Here is an 18,991-nt window from a genome sequence, read left to right on the forward strand (position 1 = left end):
GTCCATTTCCTTCAGGCCGCGGCGGCGAAGCTGGTGACGTCGACGATGCGGTCGGCAATCTGATGACGGATTTCGTCGTCATGGACAATGGCGACCATGGCGACGCCGTGGCGCTTCTTTTCGGCTACCAGCCCGACCACGACGGCGCGGTTGGCGGCGTCGAGCGACGCGGTCGGCTCGTCGAGCAGCAGGATCGGCAGATCCGAGATGAAGCCGCGCGCGATGTTGACGCGCTGCTGCTCGCCGCCGGAAAAGGTCGCGGGCGGAAGCTGCCAGAGCCGCTCGGGGATGTTGAGGCGATGCAACAGTTCGCCAGCACGGGCTTGCGCCTCCGCGCGCGCCAGGCCGTTGACGATCAGCGGCTCGGCGACCACGTCGAGGGTCGCGACGCGCGGCACCGCGCGCAAGAACTGGCTGACATAGCCAATGGTCGCGCGGCGGATGTTGAGAACCTGCCGCGGCTCGGCGGTGGCGAGATCGACCAGCGCGCCGCGATGGTGGATGCCGATCCGGCCGGAATCGCAACGATAATTGCCGAAGATCATCTTCAGGATCGACGATTTTCCGGCGCCTGATGGCCCCGACAGCACGACGCATTCGCCGGGATTGACGTGAAAGGTCACGCCGCGCACCACGGGCAGCTCGATGCCACCTTGCAGGTGCATCGTGAAGGTCTTGTTGGCGTCGGCGATGTCGATCATGGCGGTCATTGGAGAACTCTTCTTGCAAGGCTCATTACGTTGGAAGGCTCATGGCGGCAGGATCGAGGAGACGAGCAGCTGGGTATAGGGCTCGCGGGGGTCGTCGAGCACCTGATCGGTGAGGCCGGTCTCGATGACTCGGCCGCCCTTCATGACCATGACCCGATGCGACAGCAGGCGCGCGACCGCGAGATCATGGGTGACGATGATGACCGCGAGATGCAGCTCCGCGACCAGGCTGCGCACGAGGTCGAGCAGACGGGCTTGCACGGAAACATCGAGGCCGCCGGTCGGCTCGTCCATGAACACCAGCCGCGGCTCGGTGACGAGGTTGCGGGCGATCTGGAGCCGCTGGCGCATGCCGCCGGAATAGGTCCGCGGCGCATCGTCGATGCGCGCGATGTCGATCTCGACGCGAGTCAGCCAGTCCGACGCGGTATCGCGGATGCGGCCGTAGTGATTCCACCCCACCGCCATCAGCCGCTCGCCGACATTGGCGCCGGCCGAGACGGCCATGCGCAGCCCTCGCGCGGGATCCTGATGAACGAAGCCCCAATCGGTACGAAACAGGAAGCGCCGCTCGGCCTCGCCCAGCGTGGCGAGATCGCGGGTGACGCCATCGCGCATCCGGTAGGACACCTCACCGTCGCTGGCCGCGAGCTGACCCGACAGCAGCTGCAGCAGCGTCGATTTGCCCGAGCCGGATTCGCCGACGATCGCCAGCACCTCGCCGGGGTAGAGCGCAAAGGACACGTCGCGGCACGCCGCGATCCGGCCATAGGACTTGCTGAGGGATTTTGCGACCAGCAGCGGCTCGTCGTTCTCGAGCATGTCTTGATCAGCCATTCGATGCCTCCTGCGCCTTGTCCTTGTACGGCGCGGCGCTGAGGCTGCCGTGATGGCCGGCGGCCCGACGTCCCTCGCAATAATCGGTGTCGGAGCAGACGAACATGCGCCCGCCCTTGTCGTCGGTCACGATCTCGTCGAGGTAGGAATTCTCAGCGGCGCACAACGCGCACGGCGCGTTGAAGCGGTACGGCTCGAAGGGATGGTCCTCGAAGTCGAGCGACACAACTTGCGTATAGGGCGGGATCGCATAGATGCGCTTCTCGCGGCCGGCGCCGAACAGTTGCAGCGCCGGGCAATTGTCCATCTTGGGATTGTCGAATTTGGGCGTCGGCGACGGGTCCATCACGTAGCGCGCATTGACCTTCACCGGATAGGCGTAAGCCGTCGCGATGTGGCCGAAGCGGGCGATGTCCTCGTAGAGCTTCACATGCATCAGGCCGTATTCGGCGAGCGCGTGCATGCGCCGCGTCTCCGTCTCGCGCGGCTCGAGGAAGCGCAGCGGCTCCGGGATCGGCACCTGGTAGACCAGCACCTGATTTGCGTGTAGCGACGTCTCCGGAATGCGGTGGCGGGTCTGGATCACGGTCGCATCGATCGTCGCCGTCGTCGTGGCGACGCCGGCGGTCTTGGCAAAGAACTTCCTGATCGAGATCGCATTGGTGGTGTCGTCGGAGCCCTGGTCGATCACCTTCAGCACGTCCTCGGGCCCGAGGATCGCGGCGGTGACCTGCACGCCGCCGGTGCCCCAGCCATAGGGCATCGGCATTTCACGGCTGGCGAACGGCACCTGATAGCCGGGGATCGCGATCGCCTTGAGGATCGCGCGGCGGATCATCCGCTTGGTCTGTTCGTCGAGATAAGCGAAATTGTAGGCGGGCGCGTTCATTCCGCGGCCTCCTTCATGGCATCGGGCGCATTGGCCTCAGTGAATTCCTTCCGCAGCTTGCGCAACAGGCCGAGCTCAGACTGGAAGTCGACATAATGCGGTAGCTTCAGATGCTCGACGAAGCCGGTAGCCTGGACGTTGTCCGAATGCGACATCACGAATTCTTCGTCTTGCGCGGGGGCGAGTGCCTCTTCGCCGAGCTCGCGCGCACGCAACGCGCGGTCGACCAGCGCCATCGACATCGTCTTGCGCTCGCTCTGGCCGAAGGCGAGGCCGTAACCGCGGGTGAAGCACGGCGCCTCCGTCGCGGAGCCCTTGAACTGATTGACCATCTGACACTCGGTGAGCTCGATCGAGCCGAGCGGCACGGCGAAGCCGACGTCTTCCGCGGAGAATTCAACCTCGACCTCACCGAAGCGAATCTCGCCGGCGAAGGGATGGTTGCGGCCGTAGCCGCGCTGGGTGGAATAGCCCATCGCCAGCAGAAAACCTTCGTCGCCACGCGCGAGATTTTGCAGGCGCAGGTCACGATCGGCGGGAAAATTGAGCGGCTCGCGGGTGAGATCGCCGACGCTGGCGCCGTCCTCAGCCTGAGGCGAGGATTCGATCAGCCCGTCGCGGCCGAGGATGTCGGTCACCCGCGGGGTCGGCGCAGACGATGCTTCGGCCGTCGCCGGCGCTTCCGGCACAAAGCCCTCGGCGAGCGAGGGATCGAGCAGGCGGTGGGTATAGTCGAAGGTCGGGCCGAGGATCTGGCCGCCGGGAATGTCCTTGAAGGTCGAGGACACCCGCCGCCGTACCCGCATCGCGCCGGTCTCGACCGGCTCGCTGGCGCCGAAGCGGGGCAGCGTCGCGCGGAAGGCGCGGACCAGGAAGATCGCCTCGATCAGATCGCCGCGCGCCTGCTTGATGGCGAGCGCCGCGAGCTCGCGGTCATAGAGCGAGCCTTCGCTCATGACGCGGTCCACGGCGAGGCCAAGCTGCTCCGAGATCTGGTCGAGGGAAATTTCCGGCACCCTTTGGTCGCCACGCCGCGCACTGGCGAGCAGGCGATGGGCGTTCTCGATGGCGCGTTCGCCGCCTTTGACTGCGACATACATGCTTAGCTTCCCTTGCTCACGACACGCGTGGTGCGCGGAATCGCAACCACGGCATCATCGGCGACCAGCACCACATCGATGCCGCGCGGAAACAGCGCCTCGTTAATACGAAGTCGCTCGAACACGTCGAACGGCTTGATCGACGCCTGGAGCGTGGCGACGCCGTCGATGCCGGGCCCGCGCAGCTCGAAGCTGCGTCCCGAATCGAGACTCTCGACCTGCAGGATCAACGTGGTCGACCGATCCGGATATTCGCTGGTGCCGAGCGCGAAGCGCTCCAGCGAAGGCAGCGCCCCGCCGTCGCTGATCAGCGCGAAGCTGGCGATGGAAGAATCCTGCACCACCGGCGCACCAGTATGGAATTTCAGCCATTTCACGACGTCGGAAGTCTCATGCATGCGCGCATCGAGCCAGAGCGGCGTGTCGTGATCGAACAGCGTCAGCGCGATCGCGGCCGTCCCGCGCATCATCACACGAGGCGCTCCTGATGTCGGCACGATGCGCTGCACCGATCCCGGCCGCGCCATCGCGTCCATGACCGAGCGAAAGGTCGATTGCGCCGACAAGACCTTATCGGCGAACCCCGGGGGCAGTTCCGCAATCGTGGTCATGATCTCACCCCTCACCGCGCACCATGGTGTAGAAATCAACCTTCGTCGCGGCGGTCTGGGCCGCCACCTGCTTGCGCCTGACCATCAGCTGCTCACGCAACGGCGCGATAATGTCCCGCTCCACCGCGGCGCCGAAATCGCTGGACTGCACCAGGGCATCGCACAGCGCGATCAGCCGCGCCTTCTCGCCGTCGCGGCCGAGCGTGTAGCCGAAACCGACCTCGCCGCTCGCAAGCCGCACCGCGGCGCGCGACACCGTGGCTTCACCGAGGTTGAACGGCGCACCGTCACCGCCGACCCGGCCGCGCAGCATGACGAGGCCGTTTTCCGGCGCGCGCAGATCCTGATGCGCCGGCAAAACGAGAGCGTCGAGGCGAGCGGCGATCTCGCCCGCCTCCGCGTGCGCCAGCACGGCCATTGCGGCCTTGCGCTGGGCTTGCTGATTATTGTGCTGGGTCACCGCATCCACCGACTTCTCTGCAGAACTTGCCGAATCCAAGTTGTCTATGATACTAGACAACTTGATACGGGAGCGCCATGACTGTTTCGTGACAAAGGCGTGATTTCTGGAGTAGCTTCCCGGCCACATGAGCATGCAGGACACAGCCTCCTCCGGCGTCGCGTTGTGGCGTCTCGTTGCCGACGGCATCGAGCGCGGCATCGCCGACGGCCGCTTTGCGGCGGGCGACAAGCTGCCGGGCGAGGTGGAGATCGCCGAAACCTATCGCGTCAACCGCCACACCGTGCGACGCGCGCTGGCCGCGCTTGCCGAGCGCGGCATCGTGCGGGCAGAACGCGGCAGCGGAACCTATGTCGAGGCGCAGAAGCTCGCTTATCCACTGCGCTCGCGGACCCGTTTCTCCGAGATCGTCGGCGCGGACGGCCGCGAACCGCATGGCCGGCTGATCGAGGCGTCCGCTGACGTTGCGACCCGCGAACTCGCGCGGGAGCTTGGCCTCAAGACCGGCGCACCGCTGGTCCGGATCGAGGCGATGCGCCTCGCCGACCGCACGCCGATCTGTGTCTCCACGACGTGGCTGTCGGCGCAGCTATTCCCGGCTGCGGGCGACGTCTTTGCCGCGACCCGCTCGATGACGAAATTGCTCGAGCATTACGGCGTCCGGGACTATCGCCGCGGCGCGACCCGGATCACCGCCGGTATCGTCGACGCAACCGACGCCGCACGGCTCGATCTGGCGCTGGGACGGCCGATCCTGGTGGTCGACGCCACCGATCACGATCTCGACGGCAAGCCGCTGGTGACCAAGCATTCGCGCTTTGCCGCGGAGCGGGTGGAATTTCTGGTGGAGAACGGGTGAACTGGCTGCCCTCTGCCCCTCTCCCCTTGCGGGAGAGGTGGCTCGCCGCGCTAGCGGCGAGACGGGTGAGGGGTTGCCTCCGCGCACTGATCTGAATTGAGGATGCAGACCCCTCATCCGGCGCTTCGCGCCACCTTCTCCCACAAGGGGAGAAGGAAGAAGGTTACGCCACCGCCCGCCGCCCGATAATCGCAAAACGCAATTTGCCCGAAACGAAATCGATCGCAGCGACTGCGACCAGGATCATCAGGATCAGGAACGACACCTTCTGCCATTCCAGCACGCGGATCTGCTCGGCGAGCTGGAGGCCGATGCCGCCGGCGCCGACGATGCCGATGATGGTGGCCGAGCGCGTGTTCGACTCGATGAAATAGAGCACCTGCCCCGCAATCACGGGCAAAACCTGCGGCAGCAGGCCGAAGCGAATCTCGTGCAGCGCGCTGCCGCCGGAGGCGCGGATGCCCTCGACCTGCTTCTGGTCGGCGCCCTCGATCGCCTCCGAGAACAGTTTTCCGAAGGCGCCGAAATCCGACACGGCGATGGCGAGCACGCCGGGAAACGGGCCGAGCCCGACCACGTTGATCCACACCAGCGCCCAGATCAACGTGTCGACGCCGCGAATCAAATCCAGGAAACGTCGGACCGGAAAGCGCAGCAGCTTTGATGGCACGACATTACGCGCCGCAAGAAGACTGACCGGCAGTGCGAACAGCGCGGCGAGCGTTGTGCCGAGCAGCGCGATCGACAGCGTCTCGCCCAGCGCCTTCAGATAGACCGGCAGCGACGAGCCGGGATCCGGCGGGATCATCATCAGGCTGATCCAGCCGAGCTGGTTGAGGCCCGCGACGAACCGCGACGGCGAGAAGTCGAGATCGACGAGGCCGTAAATCAGGATCGCGAGCGCCGCGACGCTCATCGCCGGCATGGCGAGCCGCGCCGAGGCCGGCCGGTCGAACACGTCAGGATAGCGCGCGCGAAGCGCCGCAGTGTCGGTCTCCTGCGGTCCCGTCACGTCCGCGCCTCCTTGCCGAACAGACGGCCGCGCAGCCATCCGGTGCTGATGTCGATGATGAAGACCGTGACGATGATGGTGAGCAGGATGGCGCTGACGTCGGAGTAATAGAACTTGCGGATGGCGACGACGAGCTCCTGGCCGATGCCGCCGGCACCGACGAAGCCCATCACGGAGGCCTCGCGGACGTTGATCTCGAACCGCAGCAGCGCGTAGCTGGCATAGCCTGCCGTGACCTGCGGCAGGATGGCGAAGCGCATGCAGGAGAGCCAGCTTGCGCCGGTCGAGCGGACGCCTTCGACCGGCTTCATGTCGGCATTCTCGACGATCTCCGAGAACAGCTTGCCGAGCGCGCCGGTGGAGTGGATCGCGATCGCAAGCACGCCGGCCATCGGACCGAGCCCGAAGGCGATCACGAAGATCAGCGCAAACACGATGCCAGGCACCGTGCGCGCGAATTCGAGCAGGCGCCGCACCATGAAACGCAGCCAGGGCGCGGGCGAGGTGTTTTCAGCGGCGAAGAAGTTCAGGCAGAACGCAAGAGTCGCGCCGATCAGCGTGCCGACATAGGAGATCAGCAGGGTCTCGCCCAGCATCCTCAGCCATTTGCGCCAGCCCCAGAGCCACTCGCCGACATCGGTCCAGACCCGCTGGCCGGTGTCGAGTGTGAGGATGCGGTCGAAATAGCTGATGAAGTTGCCAAAGTGGGCGAACAGCGTGCGCAGATTCACTTCAGCGCCGATCGCGGCCAGACACAGTGCTGCGGCGAAGATCACGGCTCCAGACAGGATTCGGAGCCGCTTGCGCGCCACCGCCTGGCGATAGCCGGCGTTGAGCACGGCGAGCTGCTGCTCGGGGAGAATCGAAACCGCGACGGTCATCTGATCAGGAAAGGTGGTCGATCAAAGAGAAAGAGCCGGGTCCATCGACCCGGCTCCAGTGGCATCGTCCCGAAACTCAGGACGCCTTCTTCTTACGCAGCGCATCGACGAACTTGATCAGCTCGATCGTGCCATCCCAATCCTTGCTGGTCGCGGGATGAAAACCTTTCTTCTGGCCGTCCTGTAGGCGGTCGAAGGCAGCCTTGTCCTTGGCCGGCGCGTCGAAGAACGCCTTCGCGATGGCGGCCTTGGCCTCTTCCGGCAGGTCGGAATTGTAGGCATACGGACCGTTGATGATCGGCGCCGACTTGTGGATGATGCGGAAATCGTCCTTTTTCATCGCCGAGCCGTCGGCATTCTTCAGCATGCCCTTGGTCAACATCTGCGCCAATGTCGAATCGTCGTCGCTGGTCCACTGGTTGGCGGCGACGTCGACGGTGCCCTGCGCCAGTGCCAGGATCGCGTTCTCATGGCTGCCGGTGAAGACGACCTTGCTGAAATAGGTGTCGGCGTCCGCGATGCCCATCTTGTCGAGCTCGAAGCGCGGCACGTTGTTGCCGGAGGTCGAGTTCGGATCGACCAGGCCGAGGTTCTTGCCCTTGAGCTGATCGATGCTCTTGTAGGGGCTGCTCGCCTTGACGAAGAACACCGAGTAATAACCGGTGGAGCCGTCGGAGTTGATGTCGTTGGCGAAGGCGTCGGTCTTGACGCCGGTCAGGCGGGCGCGAGCGAACGAAGCCGAGCCATAGCTCGCGATGTGGATGTTGCCGGCACGCTGGCCTTCGATCACGGCAGCGTAGTCGTTGGCGATGCGCAGCGTGACTTTCACGCCCAATTCCCTGGAGAGATAGCTCATGAACGGCGCCCAGCGCTCGGTCACGCCCGAGGCGTTTTCCGCCGGAATGACCGCGAAGGTCAGCTCGGGATATTTGGCTTTCCAGTCTTCGGCGGAGGCCGAAGTCGTCAACGCGAGCGCGGCGGCGCCGGCGAGAATCAATCTGCGAGTAATCATGATAGCCTCTTCATTGGTTGAGGTCGGTTGACGCAAAATTGGTAAGTCCTGATGCGGCGCAGCTCAGGCGGCGGCCGCCGTTCCAAGCGCCGGAATGCCCTGTCGCACCGGTGCAGGCGTGCCGCCCATGACTTCGGCGGCTTCGAGATCGTAGAGCTCGCGCGCAACGTGCTCGGTCAACTCGGCCGGCGCGCCGTCGAACACCACGCGACCCTGCGCCATGCCGATCAGGCGGTCGCAATAGCTGCGCGCCAGGTCGAGCGAATGCAGATTGCAGAGCACGGTGATGCCGAAATGCTTGTTGATGCGCAAAAGCGCATCCATCACGATCTTGGTGTTGCGCGGATCGAGCGAGGCGATCGGCTCGTCGGCAAGGATGATGTCGGGCTGCTGCACCAGCGCGCGGGCGATCGCGACACGCTGCTGCTGGCCGCCGGAGAGCTGGTCGGCGCGCTGGGCTGCGAGTGGGGCGATGTCGAACTGCTCGAGCGCGGACATCGCCAGCGCCTTGTCCTGCTCGGGCCAGCTCTGCGACAGCGAGCGCCAGGCCGGCATCGTCGCGAGCCGTCCCATAAGAACGTTGGTGAGAGCATCGAGCCGGCCGACCAGATTGAACTGCTGAAAGATCATCGCCGAGCGCGCCCGCCACTGCCGCAGCTCCTTGCCGCGTAGCGCGGTGACGTCGAGACCGTCGAACAGGATGCGACCCTGCGAAGGGGTCGCGAGACGGTTGATGGTCCGCAGCAGGGTCGACTTGCCGGCGCCGGACCGTCCGATCACGCCGACGAAGCCGCCGGGAGAGACTTGAAACGAGGCGTCGTCCACCGCGGCTTTCACGCCGAAGCGACACGTCAGACCTTCAACCACCAGCATGCAGGGCTCCAGAGTAGCTGGGACCCACCGCTAACGCCGGCGCTTGACACTTGTGTGACACGGACGTTGCGATGCGGCGATCCTACACACCTCATCCCCTGTTCATCCCCTGTCATCGCGCCGTCATGACATTGTCATCAAGCCGCTCGAAGAGAAACACTCGCCCTCTCGTTCGGATACAACATGGCCGCCAAAGCTCTTTCGCTCCAGCCGACTGTCGATTCCTCGGCGAAGCTGCACGACACCAGGCTTGGGGCCTACACAGAGGTCGGCGCCCGCACGATGCTGCACGAAGTGACGATGGGCGATTACTCCTATGTCGTGAACGACGCCCAGATCACCTACACCACCATCGGAAAATTCTGCTCGATCGCGGCGATGACGCGGATCAATCCGGGCAATCACCCGATGCACCGCGCCACGCAGGCGCATTTCACCTATCGTTCGAGCGCCTATTTCGAAGGCGAGAGCGACGACACCGAGTTCTTCGACTGGCGGCGCCAGCATCACGTCCATATCGGCCATGACGTCTGGATCGGCCATGGCGCGATCGTGCTGCCGGGCCGCAACGTCGGCACCGGCGCGGTGATCGCGGCCGGCGCCATCGTCACCAAGGACGTGCCGGCCTACACCATCGTTGCCGGCAATCCGGCGCGCATCGTTCGCCGGCGGTTCTCGGAAGAGGTTGCGGGGCGGCTTGCGAGGCTCGCTTGGTGGGACTGGGATCACGACAAGTTGCGTGAAGCCCTGCCCAATTTCCGCAAGCTCGGGATTGAGGATTTCCTCACGGCATACGAAGCAGGGGCACCCTCTTCTGCCAGCAAACGAAGCGCGGTCGCGTGACAGACATATTCCTCGAGGGCGGGCGGGCCCTGATCGGCTCCGAGTTCGCCGAAACGTCGCTTCTCGTGTCCGGAACGGACATCGCAGAGATCAATGCCTCGCGCAGCCGGGCGCGGCTGGCGATCAAGGCGCGCGATCTGCTGGTCCTGCCGGGCATCGTCGATCTGCATGGCGATGCCTTCGAGCGACAGATGATGCCGCGCGCCGGGGTCGATTTCCCGATCGACGTCGCGCTCGCCGACAGCGACCGCCAGGCGATCAGCAACGGCATCACCACGGTTTTTCACGCCACGACCTGTTCGTGGGAGCCGGGCCTGCGCAGCGCCGGCAATGCGCGCAGCCTGATGGAGGCGATCGAACGGCAGCGCCCGCAATTCGCCGCCGACACCCGCTTTCACCTGCGCCACGAGACCTACAATCTCGACGCCGAAACCGAGATCAGCCAATGGCTCACTGAGGGCCGCGTCGACCTGTTCGCCTTCAACGACCACATGGACGGCACGGTTGGGGACATGGCCAAGCCGCGCAAGCGCAATCGCATGGTGGAGCGCACCGGCCTGTCGAGCGAGGAATTCGACCGGCTGGTCGGACACATAATGTCCCGCGCCGCGGATGTGCCGGCTTCCGTGTCACGGCTGGCCGCGACGGCCCGCGCCGCCGACGTGCGGATGCTCTCGCACGATGATGCGACGCCGGCGATGCGCGAAGGCTTTCGCGCCATGGGCGTGGCGATTGCGGAGTTTCCGATCAACGAGGAGACAGCGCGGGCGGCAGCAAGCCACGGTGACGCCATCGTCTACGGCGCGCCGAACGTCGTGCGCGGAGGCAGCCACACGGGCTGGACCAGGGCATCCGACATGATCGCCAAAGGGCTCTGCTCGGTTCTGGCCTCGGACTACTACTATCCCGCGCAGCTGCTCGCTGCGTTCCGGCTCGCCGCCGATGGCGTGCTGCCGCTGACCGAGGCCTGGAATCTGGTCTCCGCCGCGCCCGCGCGCGCGACCGGTCTTGCAGATCGCGGCGTGCTCGCGGAAGGCCGGCGCGCGGACATTCTGCTGGTCGACGACAGCATGCCGCTGCGGCCGCGGCTGATCGCCGTGATATCAGGCGGCAAGCTCGTGCATCTCACCGAGGCGACGCGGTTGCTTGGCATGCCAGCTACCCCGCGCCAAGCTGTCGCCGCGGCATAAACCCGCTATGCTCGGACGATGACGAGTTTCCCCCGCTACGCGATCTATTTTGCCGCAGGCAGCGACAGCGCGCTCACCCGCTTCGGCGCGGAGTTGCTCGGCTACGATGCCTATACCGGCAACGAGCTGCCGTTTCCCGCCGACGCATCGCGTCTCGCGCCGGACTGGCGTGATGTTACCGCCGATCCCCGCAAATACGGCTTTCACGCCACGCTGAAGGCGCCGATGGCGCTGGCGTCCGACAGGCGCGAGGTCGAGCTTGTTGCGGCCTGCGCGACATTCGCCGGCAGGGCACGCGCAATTCCGGTGATCCGCCCGGTCGTCGATTCCATCAGCGGCTTCATCGCCGTCATTCCCGGGGAGCCGGTCGGCGAACTCCAGCAGCTCGCCGCCGATTGCGCGCGCGACTTCGACTCCTTCCGCGCGCCGCTGAGCGCGGAAGACCGTGCGCGGCGCAAGCCGGAGAAGCTGAGCGAACGGCAGCGCCACTATCTCGACCGCTGGGGCTATCCTTACGTGATGGAGGAATTCCGTTTCCACATGACGTTGACGGGCCGGCTCGACGTGGAGCGGCGCGGGCCGATTCTGGAAATGCTGCAGGGAAGGTTTGCTGCGCTCGGCCTCAAGACGCTTGCGATCGATCGCGTCGCGCTGTTCAAACAGGACCACGCCAAGGCTCGCTTCCGCATCATCGGCGAGTGGGCTTTGACCCAGTAAGCGTCAGTGCCAGCTCGCGAGATTGAAGCCGAAGGCCACAACGCCAACCAGAATGAGGCTGGTGGCCCAGATTACATCCAGATTGAACCAGCTTCGCGAGACGAACCTCAATCCCAGATGGCGGTAGACCAGCCACGCCAGACATCCGCCGGCGCTGACCATGGCAGCGACGTGCACCAAAGACACCAGAACCGCCATCCCGAGACTCGCCTTCATCAGCGCGCCGGCGGCCTCATGGCCGGCATCGAGTTCGAAGGCCTGGCAGAGCCCGAGATAGATCGGCACGAGCATCAAGGCGGCGCCGTGAGCAATGGCAACGGCAAATGACCAGAGCGCCAATTGCGTCGGCGGAATTCGTGCCAGCGCGCGCGGATGGCGCCGCTCGACCAGCCGATAGACGCCGAAGCCGATGACGAAAAGGCTCGCGCCGAGCTGGATCGAACGCTGCCACTCGGCCAGCACGAGCAGGAACGCGAATGGCAGCAGCACGAGAAGCGTTGCCAGGAGATGTCCGGCGGCCAGAGCCCACAACGCACGAAAGAGCGCGCGCGGGCTCTTGTCCATGAGCCCGGCCGAAACGGCGAGCGGCCAGCCCATTCCCGGATTGACCCCGTGATAGAGACCGCTCGCAACAAGAGCGAGCCACAGCCAGCCGAGGCTCGCGTGTGCCCAATCTAGGCCGACGGGTAGCAAAAGGAGTCCGTCGAACAATCGCCGCCCTCCAGCCTGATCTGGTGCGCACGATATCCGTCGGGGAAGCTCACGAAGTAGTTCTTGTCGAGCTCGAGGCCACCATTGCGACCGACATTGGCCATGACTTCCAAACCCGGAACGCCATCGGGATAGAACTGGTCATCCCAGGTGGAATAGAGCGAATTGGTCCAGTACACCCGCCTGCCGTCCCGGCTGATCTCGACCATCTGCGGACCGGCCGCAAATGCCTTGCCGTTCGGATGGGGGGTGCGGCGCGCGATGCCGCCGATGTGAACCGAGCCCGCAAGCTTCGGCTTTCGCGGATCACTCACGTCGTACTGGCGCATTTCACCCGTGCCCCAGCACGAGACATAGAGAAAACGATCATCCATCGACAGGTCGATGTCGGTCACCAGCGGCGGCACGGCGCCAAAGCCCTGAAGCAGCGGCGGGAGCTTCTCCTTTGGCGCAGGCTCGGGCGGGATCGTCGCCGTCTTCTCCGCATGGAATTTTCCGCCTTCGCGCCACCAGGTCCAGATCGAGGCTTCGAGATTCGTGGTGTCGACCACAACGCCTACAAAGCCGTATTCGCGAACCGGATCGTGCGCCGGCCGTACCTCCAGCGCCATCTGATGATTGGCGCCGAGGTCGATGGTCTGCACGTTGCGACGGGCGCGGAGATCCCAGAAGTGGAGACGATGGCCATATTTGTTCGCCAGCAGATCTTCCGGGACGATCCCGTTCTCGAACTGCGGCGGCAATGCCCATTCGCTCGTCACCATGTAGTCGCGCGGCAGGTTCCACCAGAAATCATAGTGCAGCGTCTGCGGACCGCGGTCGATCTCCCATCGTCCAAGGACCTCGAACGTCTCGCAATCCATGATGAAGACGCCTGGAGGCCCGTTGGTGCCGTCCTTGCCGCCGCCGCCGAGCGTGCTCACATAGACGCCGTCCGGCCCGCAATGGATGGTGTGCGGCCGCGAATAGCCGGTCTTTTTGAAGACTTCCTCGGGCTCGATGATCTTGTGGATTTTGGCTTTGGTCGGATCGGGCTTGGTATCGATGATGTAAATCCGCGACGAGCGCAGCCCGGGGATGATGAGATAGCGCCGCTCGATGAAGGCATGCCCAGTGAGCGGCGACAAGGCGGAGGAGCAGGCATTCCAACCGAAGTGATGAAACTCATCGCCCTTGTTGGGCATCGTCACGGTGTGGACGATCTGGCTGTAGGTCGGCGATCCCGGCTTGGCGTCGATCACCGCGAGAGCATCCGGTTTCGAGAAATCCGGACTGAGCAGCAACGTGTAGGCAAAGTTCTCCGCAGGAGCTTCCATCGCAAGCTTGGGCGATGCGTGAAAGGTGGGATCCGGCCTCATCGTCATGGCACTGCCTCCCTGTTTCGTTGGTTCGCACCAACCTGGTTCGGAATAGCGGCATAATGAAGAGCTGTTGCGCGATGTCTTGAGTTGCTCCGCGGGCCAGGTTGGCGAGCGTACAATATGTCATCGCCGGGCTGCGGGAAACCGCCCGAACCGCGTTAATTCGACGCCTTCAGCCAGATGGAAGCTGGCGGGATCAGGCCAGGGTGCGCACCTCACACTCAGCGTCGTCCCGGCCTTCGCCGGGACGACAGCGTTGCGCTACTTCCCCCACCTCAACGCCAGCGCATCGCGCTCCTTGGCCAACTCCAGCAGCCCGGCCCGCGTCGCCGGGTGCAACGGCTGGAGCGGATGCCGCACCGTGTCCGACTTGATCACGCCGCCGGCCTGCATCATCGCCTTGCAGGCGATCAGGCCGCATTGGCGGTTTTCGTAGTTGATCAGCGGCAGCCAGCGTTCGTAGGCGGCTTTGGCCTCTTCACGCTTGCCGGCGAAATAAGGATCGACGATCTGGCGGATGCCGTCGGGATAGCCGCCGCCGGTCATCGCGCCGGTGGCGCCGGCATCGAGATCGGCGAGCAGCGTGATCGCTTCCTCGCCGTCCCAGGGACCCTCGATATCGCTGCCGCCGGCGTCGATCAGGCTGCGCAGCTTTGCAGCCGCGCCCGGCACCTCGATCTTGAAATAGCGGATGTTGGCGAAATCGCGCGCCAGCCGCGCGAGCAGCTCAACCGACAGGGGGGTGCCGGCGACAGGCGCATCCTGGATCATGATCGGAATCTTGATCGCGCCCGACAGCACCTTGAAGAATTCGACGACGCCTTTTTCGGGCACGCGGAAGGTGGCGCCGTGATAGGGCGGCATCACCATGACCATGGCGGCACCGGCCGCCTCGGCCTGCCGGCTGCGCGCGGCGCAGACGGCCGAGCTGAAATGCGTGGTGGTGACGATCACGGGAACGCGGCCCGCGACATGCTCCAGCACCGCATGCATCACGGTCTCGCGCTCGGCATCCGTGAGCACGAACTGCTCGGAGAAATTGGCGAGAATGCACAGACCGTTCGAGCCTGCGTCAATCATGAAATCGATGCAGCGACGCTGTCCCTCAAGGTCGAGTTCGCCGCGCTCGTCGAAGATGGTGGGTGCGACCGGGAACACGCCGCGATAGGGGCGCTGGGCCTTGTGGTGGGGCGTGACCGGCATCGAACTCTCCATCCCTGATATCTCTTACATCTGCCGCGACGCTCGCACAGCGCCACAGATGTACCCGCCGCGCGCATCGGCGGCAATGCCGATCGCGCGACGTAAGGACGGAAGATTGTCGAAGCTATGCGGTCCTCACCGCGCCCAAAAAGCCCTCGACCGCGACGCGGAGACGATCGGCGTCGGCGGACATTTTCGTCACGGACACCGACAGGACCGAACCGGCATTGCCCGTCTCCTGGTTCAGCCTGGCGACGCTGCCGATGGTGTCGGTGACCTCGCGGGTTCCCTGCGCGGCCTGCTGGAAGTTGCGGGAGATCTCGGTGGTGGCCGCACGCTGCTGTTCGACCGCTGCCGCGATCGCCGTCATCTTTTCGTCGATGCCGCTGATCGCGCCGCCGATCGCGCGGATGGCCGCGACCGCCTGGCCCGTCGCGCCCTGGATCTCCGCGACCTGGCGGGAGATTTCTTCCGTCGCCGTCGCCGTCTGCGAAGCGAGGCTCTTGACCTCGCCGGCGACCACGGCGAAGCCGCGGCCGGCCTCGCCCGCGCGCGCGGCTTCGATGGTGGCGTTCAACGCCAGGAGATTGGTCTGCCCTGCGATGGCGTTGATCATCTTCACGACCTCGCCTATGCGGCCAGCGGTCTGATCGAGGATTTCGACCGTCGCATTGGTCTGCGCTGCCTGCGACACGGCTTCGCGGGCCTCGCGGGCGCTGGCCTGCACCTGCGCGGAGATCTCGCCGACGGACGCCGAGAGTTCTTCGGTCGCCGCTGCGATGGTCTCGAGATTGTTGGTGGCCTGCTCGGCGGAGGAGGAGACCGCCGCGGTCTGGCTGCTCGATTCCGAAACCAGTGAGCGGACGTCCGTCGCGGTGGCATCGAGCTCCTTGGTCGACGCCGCAACGCTGTGAATGACGGCTTGCACGGTGTCGTCGAAACTGCGGCAGGCCGCATCGACGGTGCCGGAGCGGGCGAGCTGGAGCGCCTGCTGCGATTCGCGCTCCTGGCCCAGGCGTTCCGCGGTCGCCGCGCTCTCGCGCAGGCTTTCGAGTGCGGCCGCCATGGTGCCGAACTCGTCGGGATACCTGGATTGCGGGACGGGCGTCGCGTAGTCGCGGGCGCTGATCTTGGCGATCGCGTCCAGGATGGCGCGCACCGGGCGCATCAGGCGATTGCGCACCACGTACACGCCGGTCAGGGTCACGGCGAGCGCGAGCAGGAACGCGAGCGACTGCACGACGAGATTGGTGAGCGCCTTGGCCTGCACCGTTTCCGCCCGGACGATTGACTGGTCGAGCGCCTTGTTGGCCACCGCGACGATGGACGCAAAGGGTGACTGACACAGCGTATTCCATTCAGCGGCGGGCATCGCGGGCTTACCGCTGCCGTCGAAATTCTTGGTGAGGTCGCCGATCTGCTTGAGCGCACCGTCGGTCTTGGCCTTCGCGTCCGTCGCGGCCGTCACCAGCTCCGCCGCCACGTCGGGCGAGGCCAGCAACTCGGCCATGCCTGCCCAGCCGGAGGCGATCGTGCCATCCCATTGCGCCACTGACCGCTTCTGGGCGTCGTCGAGCGGCTTGCTGCTGTTGACGTTGGAGCGAAGCGACGAACAATGGATCCCATAACGGTCGCGCACCTGCCAGGCGAAGCGCCGGACCTGGATCATGCGGGCGATGAAGGGGTCGTCCATCCAGGCGCGGTTCGACACCGCGGTGGAAGCGAGGTTGGCCGTTTCGATCACCTTGGTGACGCCATCATACCAGGAGTTGGTGCGCTCGATCTTGCGCTCCGCGCGCGGGCGCTTGGCTTCGTCGTAGAACAGCTGGAACTGCGGTGCGGCGGCGCTCCAGCCCTGCTTCAATGTGCCGGCGAGTTCGTCGCGGCGGGCGAAGTCGACGGTGGCGAGCGCGGCGCCGATGGCGTCATAGCCGCCCTGCTCCGCCTTCTCCGCCGCCTCGAGTTTTGCTCGCGGATCATCCTCGCCGAGGATCGCGCTCTGGGCATCGCCGCGATTGTTGCGCAGCGCCAGCACGCCATGGAAGATCGCCTTGTCGGCCGCGGCAAGCCGCGCGGTCTCGAGGCTGTCGCTATAGCGGCCGAACGCCCCAACCATCTGGATCGCCGTGGAGGCCAGCGCACCCGCAGCCAGCAGGGCCATCAAGGTCAGAAGGAGCGAACTTACCGATTTCTTAAACATTGCCATGGTGTCGGGGGCCTGGGTCGGGTCGGGGGCCTATTCTTTCGAGCGCCACCTTGCCCGCGACATGCCAATGTTCCATTAAGGTTTTAATCGAATGGGCGTGAGTTTCCGGCCCGACGGGCCTCAGCGCAGTCCCGGATATCACGCAACCTTGGTGAAATCCGGCGGGCGGCGTTCCGCGAACGCCGTGAAGGCCTCGCGCGCCTCAGCGGTGCGCAGGCGCAGCCCGAACTGCTCGCCTTCGGCATTCATCTGCGCGACCAGCGTCTCGCCGTTGCGCATCAGCTTCTTGGTGGCGGTGAGTGCGCCGGCCGGCTGACGGGCAAGACGCTGCGCCAGCGCGAGCGCCTCGGCATCGAGCTTGTCGAGCGGCACGACGCGGTTGGCGAGCCCCCATTCCAGCGCGGATTTGGCCGGCACCGTCTCGCCCAGCGCGAACATCTCGTAGGCCCGCGCATAGCCGATGCGCGCCGGCATCAGCAGGCTGGAAGCTGCTTCCGGCACCAGTGCGAGGCTGACGAAGGGCGTCGACAATTGCGCGTTGGCGGCAAGCACGACGAGGTCGCAATGCAGCAGCATCGTGGTGCCGACGCCGACGGCGCGGCCCTGCACCGCGGCCACCAAGGGCCGGGAGCAGCGCGCCAGCGACTGGATGAAGCGCACGACGTTGCGGCTTCCTTCCGACTTGCCCGCCGCGACCGCCGCGAACTCGCCGACATCGTTGCCGGCGGTAAACATGTCGCCTTCGCCGCGGATCAGGATCACGCGGACCGACGGATCGTGCTCGGCTGATTCGATGGCATCGGCGAGCTTGCCGTACATCGCATCCGTCAGCGCATTCTTCTTGTCGGGGCGTGCCAGCGTGAGCGTGAGAATTCCGCCGTCGTTCCGGATCCGGACGTGCTCGGTCATGGGTCTCTCCTCTATTCCTATGGATCTCTAGAAAGCTCTGTTGAAAGCTGTCTTGGAAACTTGTCCTGAATGCTGGTCAGCCAGCGCGCGACGATATCGATCTCCGCACTGGTGAATCCGTCCGTCAACGCCGCGTTGACCTGTGCCGCGCTGGCCTTCGCCTGCGCCAGTGCCGTCCGCCCCTTCGGCGTCAGCCAGACGCGCCAGGCGCGACCATCCTCGTGATCCGCGCGCCGCTCGACCAGTTTAGCCGCCGCCGTACGGTCGACCAGCCCCGAGATGCCGGCCGGCCCCATGTCGAGCGCCGCGCCCACCTCACCCATCAGGACGCCGTTCTGCTTGCCGAGGATGAACAGCAGCCCCGCTTGCGCCGGCGTGACCTCGCTCGAAGGCTGCGCCGCCATCCAGCGCTGCACGCGCCGCTGCGCCACGCTCAACAGGTAGATCAACCGATGGTGTCTCGCGCCCGCGTCTTTATTTCGCATGCGAAATAGATAATTGAGGCGGATCAGATTGTCAAAGGACGGCAGCTGGACATGTGCCGCGGCAGTCGTCGAGGAACAGGGCCGCCCCGGCGCACCAGGACCTCACCCACCAATCGCAATTA

At 65.3% G+C, this 18,991-nt stretch carries 20 protein-coding genes; 4 read left to right on the forward strand and 16 right to left on the reverse strand.

Annotated features, from left to right (window positions below):
• Nucleotides 1-11 precede the first annotated feature (11 nt).
• The 6 genes from phnL to phnG are packed head-to-tail and all read right to left on the reverse strand — an operon-like array spanning nt 12 to nt 4,616.
• A complete protein-coding gene (gene phnL / locus AC0L3B_RS17800) occupies nt 12-710 on the reverse strand; it encodes a phosphonate C-P lyase system protein PhnL (RefSeq protein WP_473380827.1) in 699 nt (232 codons plus the stop codon).
• A gap of 39 nt (nt 711-749) precedes the next feature.
• On the reverse strand, nt 750-1,547 hold the full coding sequence (gene phnK / locus AC0L3B_RS17805) for a phosphonate C-P lyase system protein PhnK (protein ID WP_473380828.1): 798 nt from the start codon (nt 1,545-1,547) through the stop codon (nt 750-752).
• Nucleotides 1,540-2,436 carry an alpha-D-ribose 1-methylphosphonate 5-phosphate C-P-lyase PhnJ gene (locus AC0L3B_RS17810; RefSeq protein WP_473380829.1) on the reverse strand — a complete coding sequence of 299 codons (897 nt, stop codon included), beginning with the start codon at nt 2,434-2,436 and terminating at the stop codon, nt 1,540-1,542. Before AC0L3B_RS17810 ends, phnK begins: the two co-directional genes overlap by 8 nt.
• Entirely contained in the window at nt 2,433-3,536 is a 1,104-nt protein-coding gene (locus tag AC0L3B_RS17815) for a carbon-phosphorus lyase complex subunit (protein WP_473380830.1), read from the reverse strand. Before AC0L3B_RS17815 ends, AC0L3B_RS17810 begins: the two co-directional genes overlap by 4 nt.
• A gap of 2 nt (nt 3,537-3,538) precedes the next feature.
• The gene (gene phnH, locus AC0L3B_RS17820) at nt 3,539-4,147 is read right to left on the reverse strand and encodes a phosphonate C-P lyase system protein PhnH (RefSeq protein ID WP_473380831.1); all 609 of its coding nucleotides are present in this window, start codon (nt 4,145-4,147) and stop codon (nt 3,539-3,541) included.
• A gap of 4 nt (nt 4,148-4,151) precedes the next feature.
• On the reverse strand, nt 4,152-4,616 hold the full coding sequence (phnG, locus tag AC0L3B_RS17825) for a phosphonate C-P lyase system protein PhnG (protein WP_473380832.1): 465 nt from the start codon (nt 4,614-4,616) through the stop codon (nt 4,152-4,154).
• A gap of 118 nt (nt 4,617-4,734) precedes the next feature.
• On the opposite strand from phnG, the gene phnF reads away from it, so the two are divergent.
• A complete protein-coding gene (gene phnF, locus AC0L3B_RS17830; RefSeq protein ID WP_018453077.1) occupies nt 4,735-5,466 on the forward strand; it encodes a phosphonate metabolism transcriptional regulator PhnF in 732 nt (243 codons plus the stop codon).
• A gap of 163 nt (nt 5,467-5,629) precedes the next feature.
• On the opposite strand, the gene phnE (AC0L3B_RS17835) is transcribed toward phnF, so the two are convergent.
• The 4 genes from phnE (AC0L3B_RS17835) to phnC form a co-directional block, all read right to left on the reverse strand.
• Nucleotides 5,630-6,517: a phosphonate ABC transporter, permease protein PhnE gene (phnE, locus tag AC0L3B_RS17835; protein WP_473380833.1), complete on the reverse strand. Its 888-nt coding sequence runs from the start codon at nt 6,515-6,517 to the stop codon at nt 5,630-5,632.
• Nucleotides 6,475-7,359 carry a phosphonate ABC transporter, permease protein PhnE gene (gene phnE, locus AC0L3B_RS17840; protein ID WP_085351552.1) on the reverse strand — a complete coding sequence of 295 codons (885 nt, stop codon included), beginning with the start codon at nt 7,357-7,359 and terminating at the stop codon, nt 6,475-6,477. The genes phnE (AC0L3B_RS17835) and phnE (AC0L3B_RS17840) overlap by 43 nt, the downstream gene beginning before the upstream one ends.
• A gap of 76 nt (nt 7,360-7,435) precedes the next feature.
• Nucleotides 7,436-8,371, reverse strand: a complete 936-nt coding sequence (phnD, locus tag AC0L3B_RS17845; RefSeq protein ID WP_085351553.1) for a phosphonate ABC transporter substrate-binding protein — start codon at nt 8,369-8,371, stop codon at nt 7,436-7,438.
• Nucleotides 8,372-8,434: 63 nt separating this feature from the next.
• Nucleotides 8,435-9,244: a phosphonate ABC transporter ATP-binding protein gene (gene phnC, locus AC0L3B_RS17850; RefSeq protein ID WP_085361140.1), complete on the reverse strand. Its 810-nt coding sequence runs from the start codon at nt 9,242-9,244 to the stop codon at nt 8,435-8,437.
• A 183-nt stretch (nt 9,245-9,427) separates the two neighbouring features.
• Between phnC and AC0L3B_RS17855 the strand changes: the two genes are divergently transcribed.
• The 3 genes from AC0L3B_RS17855 to AC0L3B_RS17865 are packed head-to-tail and all read left to right on the forward strand — an operon-like array spanning nt 9,428 to nt 11,994.
• Nucleotides 9,428-10,087: an LbetaH domain-containing protein gene (locus tag AC0L3B_RS17855; RefSeq protein ID WP_377791257.1), complete on the forward strand. Its 660-nt coding sequence runs from the start codon at nt 9,428-9,430 to the stop codon at nt 10,085-10,087.
• On the forward strand, nt 10,084-11,277 hold the full coding sequence (locus AC0L3B_RS17860; protein ID WP_018453071.1) for an alpha-D-ribose 1-methylphosphonate 5-triphosphate diphosphatase: 1,194 nt from the start codon (nt 10,084-10,086) through the stop codon (nt 11,275-11,277). The genes AC0L3B_RS17855 and AC0L3B_RS17860 overlap by 4 nt, the downstream gene beginning before the upstream one ends.
• A gap of 18 nt (nt 11,278-11,295) precedes the next feature.
• Nucleotides 11,296-11,994, forward strand: a complete 699-nt coding sequence (locus AC0L3B_RS17865) for a DUF1045 domain-containing protein (protein ID WP_018453070.1) — start codon at nt 11,296-11,298, stop codon at nt 11,992-11,994.
• A 3-nt stretch (nt 11,995-11,997) separates the two neighbouring features.
• On the opposite strand, the gene AC0L3B_RS17870 is transcribed toward AC0L3B_RS17865, so the two are convergent.
• The 6 genes from AC0L3B_RS17870 to AC0L3B_RS17895 form a co-directional block, all read right to left on the reverse strand.
• Nucleotides 11,998-12,591 carry a hypothetical protein gene (locus tag AC0L3B_RS17870; RefSeq protein ID WP_018453069.1) on the reverse strand — a complete coding sequence of 198 codons (594 nt, stop codon included), beginning with the start codon at nt 12,589-12,591 and terminating at the stop codon, nt 11,998-12,000.
• A gap of 77 nt (nt 12,592-12,668) precedes the next feature.
• Nucleotides 12,669-14,069 carry a selenium-binding protein SBP56-related protein gene (locus AC0L3B_RS17875; RefSeq protein WP_085351558.1) on the reverse strand — a complete coding sequence of 467 codons (1,401 nt, stop codon included), beginning with the start codon at nt 14,067-14,069 and terminating at the stop codon, nt 12,669-12,671.
• A gap of 258 nt (nt 14,070-14,327) precedes the next feature.
• Nucleotides 14,328-15,269: a dihydrodipicolinate synthase family protein gene (locus AC0L3B_RS17880; protein WP_026232453.1), complete on the reverse strand. Its 942-nt coding sequence runs from the start codon at nt 15,267-15,269 to the stop codon at nt 14,328-14,330.
• A 124-nt stretch (nt 15,270-15,393) separates the two neighbouring features.
• Nucleotides 15,394-17,475 (reverse strand): methyl-accepting chemotaxis protein, encoded by a 2,082-nt coding sequence (locus tag AC0L3B_RS17885; RefSeq protein WP_456653185.1) that lies wholly within the window; start codon nt 17,473-17,475, stop codon nt 15,394-15,396.
• Between the two features lie 138 nt (nt 17,476-17,613).
• Nucleotides 17,614-18,384 carry an enoyl-CoA hydratase gene (locus tag AC0L3B_RS17890; RefSeq protein ID WP_018453065.1) on the reverse strand — a complete coding sequence of 257 codons (771 nt, stop codon included), beginning with the start codon at nt 18,382-18,384 and terminating at the stop codon, nt 17,614-17,616.
• Nucleotides 18,385-18,401: 17 nt separating this feature from the next.
• Entirely contained in the window at nt 18,402-18,869 is a 468-nt protein-coding gene (locus tag AC0L3B_RS17895) for a MarR family winged helix-turn-helix transcriptional regulator (protein ID WP_085351560.1), read from the reverse strand.
• Between the last annotated feature and the right edge of the window lie 122 nt (nt 18,870-18,991).

Source organism: Bradyrhizobium sp. Kon56, assembly GCF_055807635.1.

Excerpts from the sequence above, each read along its gene's own strand:
- phnL (WP_473380827.1), bottom strand. The coding sequence starts at position 710 with ATGACCGCCATGATCGACATCGCCGACGCCAACAAGACCTTCACGATG.
- phnK (WP_473380828.1), bottom strand. The coding sequence starts at position 1,547 with ATGGCTGATCAAGACATGCTCGAGAACGACGAGCCGCTGCTGGTCGCA.
- AC0L3B_RS17810 (WP_473380829.1), bottom strand. The coding sequence starts at position 2,436 with ATGAACGCGCCCGCCTACAATTTCGCTTATCTCGACGAACAGACCAAG.
- AC0L3B_RS17815 (WP_473380830.1), bottom strand. The coding sequence starts at position 3,536 with ATGTATGTCGCAGTCAAAGGCGGCGAACGCGCCATCGAGAACGCCCAT.
- phnH (WP_473380831.1), bottom strand. The coding sequence starts at position 4,147 with ATGACCACGATTGCGGAACTGCCCCCGGGGTTCGCCGATAAGGTCTTG.
- phnF (WP_018453077.1), top strand. The coding sequence starts at position 4,735 with ATGAGCATGCAGGACACAGCCTCCTCCGGCGTCGCGTTGTGGCGTCTC.
- phnE (WP_473380833.1), bottom strand. The coding sequence starts at position 6,517 with ATGGCTGCGCGGCCGTCTGTTCGGCAAGGAGGCGCGGACGTGACGGGA.
- phnE (WP_085351552.1), bottom strand. The coding sequence starts at position 7,359 with ATGACCGTCGCGGTTTCGATTCTCCCCGAGCAGCAGCTCGCCGTGCTC.
- phnD (WP_085351553.1), bottom strand. The coding sequence starts at position 8,371 with ATGATTACTCGCAGATTGATTCTCGCCGGCGCCGCCGCGCTCGCGTTG.
- phnC (WP_085361140.1), bottom strand. The coding sequence starts at position 9,244 with ATGCTGGTGGTTGAAGGTCTGACGTGTCGCTTCGGCGTGAAAGCCGCG.
- AC0L3B_RS17855 (WP_377791257.1), top strand. The coding sequence starts at position 9,428 with ATGGCCGCCAAAGCTCTTTCGCTCCAGCCGACTGTCGATTCCTCGGCG.
- AC0L3B_RS17865 (WP_018453070.1), top strand. The coding sequence starts at position 11,296 with ATGACGAGTTTCCCCCGCTACGCGATCTATTTTGCCGCAGGCAGCGAC.
- AC0L3B_RS17870 (WP_018453069.1), bottom strand. The coding sequence starts at position 12,591 with ATGGGCTGGCCGCTCGCCGTTTCGGCCGGGCTCATGGACAAGAGCCCG.
- AC0L3B_RS17875 (WP_085351558.1), bottom strand. The coding sequence starts at position 14,069 with ATGACGATGAGGCCGGATCCCACCTTTCACGCATCGCCCAAGCTTGCG.
- AC0L3B_RS17880 (WP_026232453.1), bottom strand. The coding sequence starts at position 15,269 with ATGCCGGTCACGCCCCACCACAAGGCCCAGCGCCCCTATCGCGGCGTG.
- AC0L3B_RS17885 (WP_456653185.1), bottom strand. The coding sequence starts at position 17,475 with ATGGCAATGTTTAAGAAATCGGTAAGTTCGCTCCTTCTGACCTTGATG.
- AC0L3B_RS17890 (WP_018453065.1), bottom strand. The coding sequence starts at position 18,384 with ATGACCGAGCACGTCCGGATCCGGAACGACGGCGGAATTCTCACGCTC.
- AC0L3B_RS17895 (WP_085351560.1), bottom strand. The coding sequence starts at position 18,869 with ATGCGAAATAAAGACGCGGGCGCGAGACACCATCGGTTGATCTACCTG.